General features: G+C 69.2%; 17 protein-coding genes and 1 pseudogene. 14 read left to right on the plus strand and 4 right to left on the minus strand.

Annotated elements, in window-relative coordinates; all coding sequences use genetic code 11:
* Positions 1-29: 29 nt before the first annotated feature.
* The 10 genes and pseudogenes from ACJ6WD_RS26205 (at position 30) to ACJ6WD_RS26250 (ending at position 6000) form a co-directional block, all read left to right on the plus strand.
* Positions 30-386: a hypothetical protein gene (locus ACJ6WD_RS26205; RefSeq protein WP_407616623.1), complete on the plus strand. Its 357-nt coding sequence runs from the start codon at positions 30-32 to the stop codon at positions 384-386.
* A gap of 5 nt (positions 387-391) precedes the next feature.
* Positions 392-1768, plus strand: coding sequence for an FtsK/SpoIIIE domain-containing protein (locus tag ACJ6WD_RS26210; protein WP_407616624.1), 1377 nt, complete (start codon positions 392-394; stop codon positions 1766-1768).
* An 82-nt stretch (positions 1769-1850) separates the two neighbouring features.
* A complete protein-coding gene (locus ACJ6WD_RS26215) occupies positions 1851-2036 on the plus strand; it encodes a hypothetical protein (protein WP_376170692.1) in 186 nt (61 codons plus the stop codon).
* A gap of 4 nt (positions 2037-2040) precedes the next feature.
* Entirely contained in the window at positions 2041-2676 is a 636-nt protein-coding gene (locus ACJ6WD_RS26220) for a DUF2637 domain-containing protein (RefSeq protein ID WP_407616625.1), read from the plus strand.
* Positions 2677-2690: 14 nt separating this feature from the next.
* The gene (locus tag ACJ6WD_RS26225; protein WP_407616626.1) at positions 2691-2876 is read left to right on the plus strand and encodes a hypothetical protein; all 186 of its coding nucleotides are present in this window, start codon (positions 2691-2693) and stop codon (positions 2874-2876) included.
* Positions 2876-3066: pseudogene (locus ACJ6WD_RS26230) on the plus strand (mobile element transfer protein). Before ACJ6WD_RS26225 ends, ACJ6WD_RS26230 begins: the two are co-directional and overlap by 1 nt.
* Before the next feature lie 11 nt (positions 3067-3077).
* Positions 3078-3272 carry a hypothetical protein gene (locus ACJ6WD_RS26235; RefSeq protein WP_100606025.1) on the plus strand — a complete coding sequence of 65 codons (195 nt, stop codon included), beginning with the start codon at positions 3078-3080 and terminating at the stop codon, positions 3270-3272.
* Positions 3273-3302: 30 nt separating this feature from the next.
* Positions 3303-4664, plus strand: a complete 1362-nt coding sequence (locus tag ACJ6WD_RS26240; RefSeq protein WP_407616627.1) for a replication initiator — start codon at positions 3303-3305, stop codon at positions 4662-4664.
* Positions 4661-4849: a helix-turn-helix domain-containing protein gene (locus ACJ6WD_RS26245; protein WP_233658733.1), complete on the plus strand. Its 189-nt coding sequence runs from the start codon at positions 4661-4663 to the stop codon at positions 4847-4849. Before ACJ6WD_RS26240 ends, ACJ6WD_RS26245 begins: the two co-directional genes overlap by 4 nt.
* On the plus strand, positions 4849-6000 hold the full coding sequence (locus ACJ6WD_RS26250) for a tyrosine-type recombinase/integrase (protein WP_407616628.1): 1152 nt from the start codon (positions 4849-4851) through the stop codon (positions 5998-6000). The genes ACJ6WD_RS26245 and ACJ6WD_RS26250 overlap by 1 nt, the downstream gene beginning before the upstream one ends.
* A gap of 964 nt (positions 6001-6964) precedes the next feature.
* Here the strand turns inward: ACJ6WD_RS26250 and ACJ6WD_RS26255 are convergent.
* The 3 genes from ACJ6WD_RS26255 to ACJ6WD_RS26265 all read right to left on the minus strand — a co-directional run bounded on the left by ACJ6WD_RS26255 (position 6965) and on the right by ACJ6WD_RS26265 (position 8219).
* A complete protein-coding gene (locus ACJ6WD_RS26255) occupies positions 6965-7237 on the minus strand; it encodes a hypothetical protein (protein WP_016575893.1) in 273 nt (90 codons plus the stop codon).
* 91 nt (positions 7238-7328) lie between these two features.
* On the minus strand, positions 7329-7589 hold the full coding sequence (locus tag ACJ6WD_RS26260) for a hypothetical protein (RefSeq protein ID WP_038520978.1): 261 nt from the start codon (positions 7587-7589) through the stop codon (positions 7329-7331).
* Between the two features lie 96 nt (positions 7590-7685).
* Complete coding sequence (locus tag ACJ6WD_RS26265) at positions 7686-8219, minus strand: DUF5994 family protein (RefSeq protein ID WP_376171139.1); 534 nt, start codon at positions 8217-8219, stop codon at positions 7686-7688.
* A 279-nt stretch (positions 8220-8498) separates the two neighbouring features.
* Between ACJ6WD_RS26265 and ACJ6WD_RS26270 the strand changes: the two genes are divergently transcribed.
* Together ACJ6WD_RS26270 and ACJ6WD_RS26275 are read left to right on the plus strand one after the other, a co-directional pair.
* Entirely contained in the window at positions 8499-9023 is a 525-nt protein-coding gene (locus ACJ6WD_RS26270; protein ID WP_016575890.1) for a DUF5994 family protein, read from the plus strand.
* Between the two features lie 215 nt (positions 9024-9238).
* Positions 9239-9772 (plus strand): NUDIX hydrolase, encoded by a 534-nt coding sequence (locus tag ACJ6WD_RS26275; RefSeq protein ID WP_376441965.1) that lies wholly within the window; start codon positions 9239-9241, stop codon positions 9770-9772.
* 1 nt (position 9773) lies between these two features.
* On the opposite strand, the gene ACJ6WD_RS26280 is transcribed toward ACJ6WD_RS26275, so the two are convergent.
* Positions 9774-11102 (minus strand): hypothetical protein, encoded by a 1329-nt coding sequence (locus tag ACJ6WD_RS26280; protein WP_376441962.1) that lies wholly within the window; start codon positions 11100-11102, stop codon positions 9774-9776.
* Between the two features lie 257 nt (positions 11103-11359).
* Between ACJ6WD_RS26280 and ACJ6WD_RS26285 the strand changes: the two genes are divergently transcribed.
* The gene (locus tag ACJ6WD_RS26285; RefSeq protein ID WP_233660378.1) at positions 11360-11665 is read left to right on the plus strand and encodes a hypothetical protein; all 306 of its coding nucleotides are present in this window, start codon (positions 11360-11362) and stop codon (positions 11663-11665) included.
* A gap of 466 nt (positions 11666-12131) precedes the next feature.
* Complete coding sequence (locus tag ACJ6WD_RS26290; RefSeq protein WP_407616629.1) at positions 12132-12323, plus strand: hypothetical protein; 192 nt, start codon at positions 12132-12134, stop codon at positions 12321-12323.
* The last annotated feature ends 73 nt before the right edge of the window (positions 12324-12396 follow it).

Here is a 12396-nt window from a genome sequence, read left to right on the forward strand (position 1 = left end):
GACTAGCTGTCATGGAGGAGGAGAAGGCATTGCGTTCCATCCGCGTGGAGACCTCGGCGGCCACGATCCTGCTGACCGAGGCTCCGGAGAAGAAGCTGAAGGACCGGCGGACCGGCGAGGTCGCCACCGACGCCAACACCGGTGACGTGCTGTGGACGGTCGGGGTCGTCTACATCGAGGGCGGCGAGTCGGCGCTCCTCAAGGTCACCGTGCCGGAGAACGGGCTGACCGAGGGCCTGACGGTCGGCGCGCCTGTCTCGCTGGCCGGGCTGGTGGCTCGACCGTGGGAGTCCACGTTCAACGGCCAGGAGCGCCACGGCATCGCCTTCCGCGCCACCGCCGTGATGCCCGGCGAGTTCCCCGTGTCGACTGCGGCGGCGGCCTGATCGCCATGTCCGATCTGCTGACGTTGCTGGAGGTGGGTGCTCCGGTCGCCGCACTCGGTGGCGGGGGCGCCTACCTCCGGGCGAAGCATCCGGCCGCCTTCTGGTGCACGGCCGGCCTGCCGCTCTCCACCGCCCGCCTGCTCGGCACGTACGGCTCGACCATGGAGTCGTGCGGGCTGACCGTCCAACCGTCCCGGCTCCGCGCCCTGCTCGTCCAGGCGACGACTCGGCGCGAGGTACGGCCGGTTCCGCCGCGCCGGGGCCTGAACCGCCCGACCTCGACAGGCATGCGGCTCCGGCTACGGCTGGCTCCGGGCCAGGAACCGGCCGACGTGGCGGCCTCCGCTGAACGCCTGCGGCATGCCTGGGGCGTTCACGCGGTATACGTCACCGAGGTCAAGCCGGGCGTCGTCGAACTGCGACTCGTCGGCTTCGACGTGCTCCGCAAGGTCCGGATGCCGCGCAAGGTCGAGGGCGGGTTGCTGAGGGTCCCGGTGGCGCTGCGGGAGGACGCGACCGCGTACGTCCGCGACTACCGCGCCGTCCCGCACCAACTCACCCTGGGTGCCACGCTGTCGGGCAAGTCGATGTTCCTGCGCCACCTGGTCGCCGGGCTCGCTCCGCAGCCGATCGCACTGGTCGGGATCGACTGCAAGCGGGGCGTGGAGCTGGCTCCGTTCGCCCCGCGGTTGTCCGCGCTGGCCACGGATCCCGGGCAGGTGGCTGAACTGCTGCCCGTGCTGGTGCGGTTGATGGAGGACCGATACGACCTGATCAAGGCACGGCAGGGCATCGCCCCGGACGCCCCCGACGAGGAGATCACCTCCGATATCTGGGGCCTGCCGGAGTCCGAACGCCCGGTGCCGGTGGTGGTCGTCGTCGACGAGGTGGCCGAGCTGTTCATGGTCGCCACCCGCAAGGACGAGGAACGGCGGGACGAGATGGTCACCCAGCTCATCCGCCTCGCCCAACTCGGCCGCGCCGCCGGCATCTACCTCGAAGTGTGCGGCCAGCGCTTCGGCGCCGAGCTGGGCAAGGGCGCCACCATGCTCCGCGCCCAGCTCACCGGCCGCGTCTGCCACAGGGTCAACGACGAAGCCTCGGCGAAGATGGCGCTCGGGGACATCGCCCCTGAGGCGGTCATCGCCGCCTGCGGCATCGCGCCCGAACGCCCTGGCCTGGCCGTCGCCGGGGACACCTCCGGCGGCTGGTCCCGCATCCGCACCCCGTACTTGTCGCTCGCCGACGCCGCCGCCGTCTGCACCGCCTCGGCCGACCTGGTCCCGGACGTTCCGGCGCTCGATCGCTTCCGGCCCGTCGTGCCGGCCGGCCCTTGTGACTCGGCGATTCCGCTGGTCAAACCGCTGCCGGCGACCGGCTGACCCACACCCTCAACGGTCGGCGCGACCGCTTCGCGCCAGCTCCCTACCCACTCCATGCCTGAAACCGGAAGGAGGTCCACCCATGCGCGATCAGACACGCGAATCCATCCGCCGCATCGAGAAGGCCGTACGGGCCGGCGACTACGCAACCGCGCTGGCGGACGCCCGTCGCCTGTACCGGAATGCCACCACCGAAGCCGAACGCGCCGAGCTGCTGGCCGTTCTCGGCCCGCGGGCAGTCCCGCCCACCACACCGACAAGGGGGTAGGTCAGTGCCTGCGTACCTCGCCCGCGTGGACGCGGTGCTCGTCCAGGCCGTCATCGCCGCCGCACTGTCCTTCGCCCACCTCCACGACATCGCCGTGGCAGCCGGGCAGGACGGTTGGAAGGCATGGGCCTACCCGGTGTCGGTGGACCTGCTCCTCATGGCGGCCTGGCGGCGGCTGCGGTCCGGGACGGACAAGCGGAGCGGGTGGTGCTGGTTCGTCATCGCGTTGACGGCCTCACTCGGCGCCAACGTGGCCACCGCCGGCCTCCTCGACCTGCACGCCGTCCCCGCCTGGCTCCGCATTCTCGTCGCCGGCTGGCCAGCGGTCGCCTTCCTCGGCGGATCGCTGCTCGCGCACTCCACCCCACAGCAGACAACGGCCGGGAAGGCGCCCGAACGGAAACCGGAAGAGTTCAACGCCTCCTCACCCGTACCGCCGCCCACCGAGCCGGCCACGCCGACCAGCCCCGCCCCCTCGGCCCCGCCCGCCCCGGCTGTCCCGGCCGCCCTGGTCGACCACGCCCGCCAGGTCGCCGTAGACCACCGCGCCCGTACCGGCGCCCCCATCGACACCACGACCCTGCGCGCCCGCCTCGGCATCCCCGCCCAGCTCGCCGAAGCCGTCGCCGCCCGACTGTGACAGGAGAACGCCCCATGCGCCCGTCCACCCTGCACGCCTTACAACGCGCCGCCGAACTCACCCGTGCCGGCCGCTTCGTTGAGGCCATGGCCACCGCCGAGCCCGTCATCCTCGCCGCCGATCCGGACGAGAGCCAAGAGATCGCGCGGTGGCTCACCGAGCACGCCGACGACTTCGTCCGTAAGCCGGAGGAGCGCTGATGGTCGCCAACCGTCGCTTCCGCAACGTCGCCCGCATCGGCCCCGTCCAGGTCGGGACCGCCTACGACATCGGGGCCGGGAGAAGCACACCGCCGCGTGCACCGCCCCGCGCTGCGGCTTCTCCGCCGACTACGACAGCCGTGCCGCCGCCGAGCTGGCGGCCCGCACCCACCGTTGCCCCGTCCGCTGAAAGGCCCGCCCGTGACCGTCACCCTGCCCCTGGTCCTCGTCCTCGGCGTCGTCGCCTGGGCCGCGATCAAGTTCCTCGGCATCCGCATGTGGGCGGCCGTCGCCATCGCCCTCTTCGGCTTCTGGCTCGCCCACACCTTCCTCGCCCCCGCCGTGGAGTCCGGCACCCGCACCGGAGTCCACATCGTCAACGGCACACACATCTAGACGACTAGCCAACCAAGGAGAAATCGCCCGATGCCCGCCCGCACCACGCCGCCGATCACGCACCTGGCCGCGCTGGCCTCACTGGGCACCATGCCCGCCCTGCTCCGGCAACTTCGGGGCCTGGGCGGGTGCGGCCAACCCATCCGTCTCGACGGCCACCGCACCGAGATCCACCCCACCACCGGCCAGATCCTCTCCGAGCTGCACGCCACCGACCTGCCCGCCGGCCACTTCCTGGTTCGCTGCAACAACCGCCGCACCACCCGGTGCGCGGCCTGCGCCGAGACCTACCGCCGCGACACCTACCAACTGATCACCGCTGGCCTCCGCGGCGGCAAGGGCACCCCTGAGCAAGTGGCCGCCCACCCCCGCGTGCTCGCCACCTTCACCGCCCCCTCCTTCGGCCCCGTCCACAACCGCCCTACGGGAGAAGGCGGAACGGCCCGCCCCTGCCGCTGCGGCACCCGCCACCCCGACGACGCCCCCGCGCTGGGCACCGCGCTCAACTCCGAGACGTACGACTACGAGTCAGCAGTGCTGTGGAACGCCCACGCCGGCGCCCTGTGGCGGCGCTTCTCCATCTACCTCCGCCGAGAGATCGCCAAGCGAGCCGGCCTCACCCAACGGGCCTTCCGCCACCACGCCCGCGTCTCCTTCGCCAAGGTCGCCGAGTACCAAAAACGCGGCGCGGTGCACTTCCACTCCGTCATCCGTCTCGACGGCCCCGCCGGCAGCAACACCCCACCCCCAACCTGGGCCACAACCGACCTCCTCACCGACGCCATCCAGGCCGCCACCACCAAGACCACCACACCCGGCCCGACCATCGACGGCAGACCCCACACCTTCACCTTCGGCAAACAACTCGACATCCGCCCCATCCGCTCCGCCGACCTCGACGGCGGTACCGAACTAACTGAACGCGCGGTCGCCGCCTACATCGCCAAGTACTCCACCAAGGGCGCCGAAACAGCCACCGGCACCCTCGACCGCCCGCTCAAGTTCCTCGCCGAACTCGCCCAACTCGACATCAACGACCACGCCCGCCGCATGATCCGCACCGCCTGGACCCTCGGCGGACGCCGCGACCTCGAAGACCTCCGCCTACGCGCCTGGGCCCACATGCTCGGCTTCCGCGGCCACTTCTCCACCAAGACCCGCCACTACTCCACCACCCTCGGCGCCCTCCGCACCGCCCGCGCCGAATGGCAACGCCTCCAGGCCCAGCCCAACCCCCCGGAGCCGACCTCCACCGCCACCGACGAAACCACCCTCGTCCTCTCCCACTGGACCTTCGCCGGAACCGGCTTCACCCCCGGCGAATCCTGGCTCGCCGCCACCATCCACCGCGAACCCACCCACCCCGAAGCCGAAGGAGACAACCAGCCATGACCACCGCCACCGGACAACTGCTCACCGTGCCGGAGGTCATGGCACGGCTGAAGTACGGACGCTCCAAGGTCTACGACCTCATTCGCTCCAACCGACTCACCTCGATCACCGAAGGCCGCTCCCGCCGTATCCCCGAGAACGCCCTGGAGGACTACATCCGCGACCGGATCGAGGAGGCCGCCTGATGCCCCCACAACGCAAGCGGAATCCGAACGGGGCCGGCACCATCACCCAGCGCAAGGACGGCCGCTACCAGGCCGCTGTGTACGTCCTCCAACCCGACGGCACCCGCGCCCGCAAGTACGCCTACGGCAAGACCTGGACCGAATGCGACACCAAGCGCCGCGAACTCCTCGCCAAGGTCGACGAAGGAATCCCCGTGCCCACCCGCTCCGCCAAGCTCGCCGAATGGCTGCCGTACTGGCTCGACAACGTCATCAAGCCGAATCGGAAGCGCAGCACGTACAGCAAGTACGCCATGCACATGCGGCTTTACCTCGTTCCCCTACTGGGGACGAAGCGGCTGGAGACCCTCGGCCCCCGTCACGTCCGGGTGTTCCTCGCTGATGTCACTCGCAAGTCCTCCCCCGCCACGGCCAAGGAAGCTCACCGCGTGCTCCGTACGGCCCTGACCGCCGCCACCCGCGAGGAGTTGGTAACCCGCAACGTCGCCTCGCTCGTCGAAGCCCCCAAGGTCGTCAGCCGCGAGACGACGCCCTGGACGCTCGACGAGACGTTGACGTTCCTCGAAGAAGCCCGCCGCGATCCGCTCTACGCGGCCTTCACGCTCGCCATCGCGATGGGTCTGCGGCGCGGTGAGGTCCTGGGCCTGCGGTGGTCGGACGTGGACCTGGACGACCGGGTGATCCGCGTCAGCAACCAGGTGCAACGCATCGGCGGCGAGCTGTACCAGGACACCACCAAGACCGGGAAGATCCGCCCCGTGCCGCTGCCTCTGATCTGTCTGGCCGCACTCCGCTGGCACCGGCTCCGCCAGAGCCACGAGGCAGCGAAGCAGGGCGCCGAGCTGGATGCGGCCGGGCTCGTGTTCACCACCCGCTCCGGCCGCCCGATCGAGCCCCGGAACCTCAACCGCTCGTTCTCCCGCCTCACGGCCTCGGCCGGCCTCCGTCCCATCCGTCTGCACGACACCCGTCACGGCTGCGCCACCCTGCTCACGGCGGCCGGCGTGCCCCCGCGCGTCCTGATGGAGATCCTCGGCCACAGCCAGATCAGCATGACCATGGACGTGTACACCCACGTCGCCCAGGACACACAGCGGGAAGCCATCAGCAACATGGACCGGCTACTGAAACGACGGATCGACCGGGACTGACCGCCCCCGTCGATGTCACCCGTGGATGTCAGAAGCCCCAGGCCACGACCGGCCTGGGGCTTCTGCGCTGTTCAGAACAAGAGCCCCCTGTCGGATTCGAACCGACGACCTTCGCTTTACAAGTGGGGTCGAATCCTTGATCGAGGGTGTTCGCGCCTGCCGGGTGGTGCTGTTCTTGCAGGTCAGCACCACCCGGCCTGATCCTGGGTGCGGCTCTCGGCGCTTCATGTTCCGCTGTCCGCTCACGCATCGCTCACGCACGACGGGCGGCTGGCCAGGCATGTCGCGCACCGCGGCCTATGAGCGGGCGTCACAGGTTTGGCAGCGACGGATGGCCACGCGGTCAGTGTTGCCTTGTGTGGCCCGCAACGGCTCGGACTCCGATATGCGGGACCACGTGTGGGGGTCGGGGCTGGCCACCCAGCCGAACTTCGGAGGAGAGATCTCGCTATCGGAAAGGTGGTCGCAGCCCGGAAGGTGGGCGTTCCCAGCGGGCGACACAATGATGGCGCTGGACGCCTCCACACGTCCGATCGTCCGTGGCGATACATGCCCGCGTGCCATGCGAGGGGCGGAGCCGTCGGACAGGCAGGCGCACCCCGCCCCGATCATGAGGTCACAGCGTTCGCAGCGTTTGTCAGTCAAAAGGTCGTCGTCCTTCCCAAGCCGGATGTCCAGCTCGCCGTCTACGTCCGGTGGCATGGGGACCGTTGATGTCCGACCACCATGGCATTCGCTCTTCGCCCTGGTCTGGCGATTGGCGTAGGTGCCCGGTGTCTGCGCCTGCGATACCCGCTCGGCCCGGCAAGACGTGCGGCGCGACCAAGTCAGGACGCATGACGCGGATCAACCCTGGGCTCTGAGCGTGGACATCAGGCGGCTTTCGCGACCTCAATGTTTGCCCGACCGATACAAACACCGCACTTGGGGCGGCTGGGTTCCCGGAGGCGGCCTTCGCGTCGCGTCAGCCCCGTTCCTCCTCTTCGGCTTCCAGGAGCCGGATTCCCTGGTGCGTCAGCGTGACCATCACGGGGGTGTTCCCTTGCGCCCAATCGACGGTGACCAGCCCCTCGCCCACCAGGTATGCGCAGGCGGCGGCCAGATCCTGCTCGGGGATCTGAAGGTCGTCGCGCAGCTTCGCCCCGGTGACGCCAAGGAATCGATTGCCTTCCGTCGTCTCGTACAGGGCCTTCATGATCGCCTCGCGGTAGTGCTTCCGCTCGTGCAGTGTTGCCATGATTGCCGCTCACTCGCGCCGGGCACCGCGTCGGTGCCTGTGGGGCAGGCGCGGCAGTACGCCTGCCTCGCCGCCCTTGCGGGCCCTCGCTTCAGATTTCGTCCGTCTGCGTGCGGGCGTCCCCGGAGGATCGACTGGATACCAGCCAGGGTTGCGCCAGCTCCGGTGTGTGAATGGTGTCGATGGTGAAGTGGAGGCGGGTTCCGCCGGAGTCGTCGACGGGGTAGCTGCGCTGCTCGGTGGCGGCAAAGCGACGACGGAGGACGTCTGCGACCTGACGGGCGGCTTCGGGGGACGCGGCGACGATCCGTACGTCGGCGCGCCCGGCTGAGGGGAGTTCCGGTGGCTTCATGGTGACCTCGCTCGCGTGGGACGGACAGGACGACGTGTCGGTGGGTGTGATGCCGCGGCGTCACACCCACCGCCCCCGGTCAGGAAAAGGTCGATGTCATGCACGGCCCCCGTTTGCCGAGACGGCTCCGCCGTCGGTCTCCCAGTCTTCTTCCCGCCACAGAGTCTCTTGTGCGTCACGGGTGGTGTGCTCGCTCGCCATGAGGGCGCTGGCGGTCAGCAGGCCACCAGGGGTGGCTGCGGCGGACATCAGCCGGGCGGCGGCAGCCGGATCGGTCTCCGGCGGGATCACCAGCAGGTCCCAGCGGCCCGCGGTGTAGGAGAGGAGTATCGCCTTGTTCGGATCCTGCTCTTCGGCGAACCAGCCCACATGCACTGTGTGCCCGTTCACCGGCACCTTGCGGGGCACCACGGGCCAGCAGGTCGGGTTTACCGTGACATGGGTGATCCGGTCCCAGCGCGTGTCCAGCACCTTCGTCAGTGCGGGAAGTTCGCGGAAGAGATCGCGGGAGCGAGGCCACCAGGCACCGTCCAGAAGCCCCGGAGGCGATCCTGCCGGAGTGAAGGAGAGGCGGGAGGGTGGCGAAGGTTCGCGCTCGCTGATGATGATGCGGTCGATGGTCGCGGTCATGGCGCGGACCTGTCCCCGGGGCTCGTCGTCGAATGTCCCGGTGCTGTCGCTCGCCGGAAACGACATCGGCGTGGGAGCCGGTGTGCGAAGTACTCCCGGTCTCTTCACTCTACTCCGGCCGCCAGTCCGTGAAGACGCGTGTGACCAGGAAATTTCCAGGCGAACGCGAATCCGTTTCCGTCGCCGCGCGGCGCCCGCGCCCCGGCGCTCGGAGTACGGTGAAGTGACAAGGTCACCTCGCCGGGCGGACCCACCGCCCGGGAAGGCGGGCGAACACACATGGCCGAGTCAGACACCCCTCGCGTCCCGCAGCTTCTGCCGGACGCGGTCCACCACGCCGTCAGGCCCGGGACTGCCCTCTTGAGGCTGGTGACCACGCAAACCCGCGAGCAGGTTCTCGACGGCGCGTGGTGGCCGCGGTCCCGCGACATCGGCGCCGAGCTGCCCAGCCTGATCGCCGCGCTGACCGAGCACCTCGGCCCCGTCCTGCGGGTCGGCCTCGACGCCGGCGCCTGGGAAGCACTACCGACCCGCCTGACCATCGACGACCGGGTCGTGCACATCGACTCCTTCCCGGTCGGCGACGACACCGTCCTCATCACCCGAGGCGACCAGGACTACTTCTCCCTGCTCGTGGTCCCGCCGCACGCGACACCTGAAGCCGCCCGCTCCGCGATGGCCAGGGCCGTCCAGGCCGGCAACGTCACCCAGGCCGAGCAGATCCTCATCGACACCGGAACTCGTCGGGCATACCCGGTTCCCGCGGAAGGGCCTCGGGTGGGCCGCGCACCCGGTAAGCGGTGAGGAAGCCGTCGGGACTTCGGCGCCCCTTCGACGAGAGCGATTCGGATCGCCCCGAAGGCGCGGCCGGGGCCACCGTCGTTTTCGACTCGGTCGGCGGCGCCCCGGGCCCCGGACCTCAACTGGTCTTGTCTACCGGTCGTGCGCACACCTTCGGCAGGGGGCGCCCGAGCCGTGTCTGAGATGCTGGACGCCACCTGGCGAGAGAGGCGGCGTTCATGCAGTGGAAGACCCATGGCGAGCGGCAGATCTACACGAATCCTTGGGTGAACCTGTGCCTGGTGGACGTCCAGCAGCCTGACGGGCGCCGTTGGGAGCACCACGTCGTCCGACTCCGGCACTTGGCTGTGGCCGCTGTGGTCAACGAGCGTCGTGAGGTGCTGATGATGTGGCGTCACCGCTTCATCACCGATGCGTGGGCATGGGAGTTGCCCATGGGTCTCATAGAGGAAGACGAGACGCCGGAGCAGGCCGCGTCGCGTGAGGTCCTGGAGGAGACTGGCTGGCGCCCAGGGCCGATGAAGCCGCTGATCTACGCGGAGCCTGCCAACGGGATCACCGACTCGCAGCACTACGTCTTCCGTGCTGACAGCGCGACGTACGTCGGGCCTCCGACGGAGAAGAACGAATCCGACCGGATCGAGTGGGTCCCGCTCGCCGACGTGCGCGCCATGATCGACCGCCGGGAGATCGTCAGTAGCGGGTCACTGGTCGGCCTGCTGTACGTCCTCATGGACGAGGCGATCCGCTGAATCAGGCGGGCAGCACTTCCCGCAGGCGCGCTTCGAAGGCGTCGGTGGCGGTCTCGCCGCGGTACGGAGTCAGCTGCCCGTAGAACTCCCTCAGGTGGCCGGCCAGCCGTTCGGAAGCAACCGCCGACGCCGGCTCCAGGGCCTGCGTGGCGGTGTGGCATGCCTGGTCGAGCTTGCCGAGCTGGAGCTGTGTACGGGCCAACCAGAACGCGTGGAAGGCCCGTCCGCGCTGGTTGGTTCCGTGCTCTCTGCGTATGGCGTCCGCGATCAAGGGTTCTGCGGCTGCTGCTTCGCCGAGTTGGCCGTGGGCAATGCCGGTGTCCACGATGAGCTTGGGTTCGTCGAAGTAGGTCACCCAGGAAGGGTCTGGGTCGTCGGTGCGGATCCGCTCGAACTGTCGGTGCGCCTCGGCGAGCGCTGCGTGGGTGGCGGTCCGGCTCCCGAGTGAGGCATGCGCGAACGCCTCCCGCATGGCCAGCATCGAATGAACGCGTGCGGTCGCTCCGTTGTCGGCGCGGGCCGCGTCCTGGGCGGCCTGGACGAACGCCAAGGCGTCCGCGGGCTTGTCCTGGTAGGTCGCCTGCAAGCTCATGCAGGCCAGCACGTTGGCCATGAACGGACGGTCGTCGACTTCCTTGGCCAGTTGCAGGGCCTGCGTGAAATAGGCGCGGGCCTGGTGGTACTGGCGGGCGTCGAAGTGGGTCCAGCCGGTGAGCCGGGCGAGTTCGGCCGCGACTCCGTACAAGTCGTTCTTGAGGGGCCTCGATTTGCTCTCGCCCAAGAGTCCTACGACGTAACGGAGTTGTCCGACCACCGCTGGTCGCAGTGTCTCACCGCCGTGTTGGTCGTCGCGCCGCCAGTAGTCCTCGATCGATGCCCGTAGCGCTTTCAGGGTGGATGGGCTCGGGTCGGGTGCCGAAGTGAGGGCAAGGATGCTGTCCACGTCGACCCCGGGAAGGTCCACGGGCTTGGGCTGCTCCGGCAGCAGCGACGGGGGTTCGGTTGCCGGCTCCCGCTCGGTCACGGTGAGGGCTGGAGGTGTCTCCCATGACCGCCGGGCCAGCCCCAGCATGTGGCCAGGGATGCGCAAGCCGTCCGCGATGCGTTCGACCACGTCCATGTGCTGCAAGCGGCGTTCCCCGGCGATCACTTCGCCTACGCGGCTCGGAGTGAGATCGCACAGGCGGGCGATCATCGATGGGTAGATGCCAGCCTGCTTCTTCACCAGCCGGAACACCCTGCTGAAGTCGCGGACCCGGCAGGCGTCGATCATCTCGGGATCGGTGAGCAGCCTGGCGGGAAGTTCGCGTGGCTGGGCTGACTTCGGCATGCGGCTGGCTCCCGCGGTTGAAGCTACGCGATGTCGCTCGTTCTCTGCGGCTGGTGATGTTACCCAAGTTGGGTAATCAGCTGGACCTTTGGCGGTCATGCCTGCGTCGCGATGCTGCTGTGCATCGGTACCGGGCGGCGGCGACGTCTCCCGGCCTCAACAGCCCCTTGCCCGGGAGGGCCAAGATGACAAGGACCAGTACCAGAACCCCAGCCGTCCTCTACGTCTGCGCAACCCGTAGCGGCCAGCCCCATGGCTTGGCTGAGCAGCGGGCCGTCGAGGAAGGCCACAGCTTCGCTGAGAAGCACGGTTTGCAGATCAAGGCGGAGATCTCCGACCCGTACGGGGAGCCGAACCCCTGCCTGCGCTCGGGGTGGCGGCTGGTGAGGGAGATGGCGGAGCGCGGTGAGGTCGACGTCGTCCTGACGCGCTGGCCGACCGCACTGTCCTCAGAGTCGGAGCTGCGGTATCCGGAGCTGGATCACCTGGGTCGCCACGGTGCGCAGCTGCTCTTCACCTGGGCGCCGTTGAGCGCCATGGCTGGTAGCGGAGCGGTGCGGTGAGCGGCCGGCATGCGAGGGAGAAGCCGTCCCGTCCTGGGCTCGCCGTGGCTTTGTTGGGGGCCTTGGGCCTGATGCCACCGGCCCTCCTGATCGGCGGGGCAGCGAGGGCTGACAGCGCGCCGGCGCCGGTCGCCCGGCCGGACCTCGACTTTCAGACGGCCTCTGCTGTGCAGCAGGGCACCGCGGTCGTCCGTTCGGTATCCGGGTGGGCCCATGAGTAGGCGCCCGAAGCGCGGCGTGCCATCGGAACTTCTGCCCCTCGGGGACGGGCCAACGGACGCTGACGAATCGGCGGTGAGGAGGCTGGTAGCTCGCTCGGCGCAGGACCGTGACGACTGCCGGTTCCTGCTCGACGCCTTGGGGCTGTTGCAGTCGGCGCTGGTGGATCGGGGGCTGCCGGAGCGCGAGACCTCCGTACGAGATCGCATCGAGGGGCATGGGGCCTCTGAAATCGAGGAGTTCAAGAGTGCCTGAGTTTGCGGCCCGGAAGCCATCGGTGGTGCCCTATGTCCTGTCCTGGTCGGACGAACGTGTCGTTCCCGAAGGCGCGTTGACCGTCAAGTGGGACGTGGCCGGCCCGAAGCTTGGCTACAAGGAAGAGCGAGTGACAGACCGCGTGGGGCGGGACCAGGTGCTCTGGGCGCGGATGACGAACTGAGCTTGTTCCGCTTTGACGGACACCATCGGTGTGGTGGTCAGGCTGCGAGTGCGGTCTCGTATTCGGCGGGACT

Origin of the sequence: Streptomyces sp. VTCC 41912 (assembly GCF_045799175.1) — a bacterium.
In the GTDB taxonomy this organism is placed as follows: domain Bacteria; phylum Actinomycetota; class Actinomycetes; order Streptomycetales; family Streptomycetaceae; genus Streptomyces; species Streptomyces albulus_C.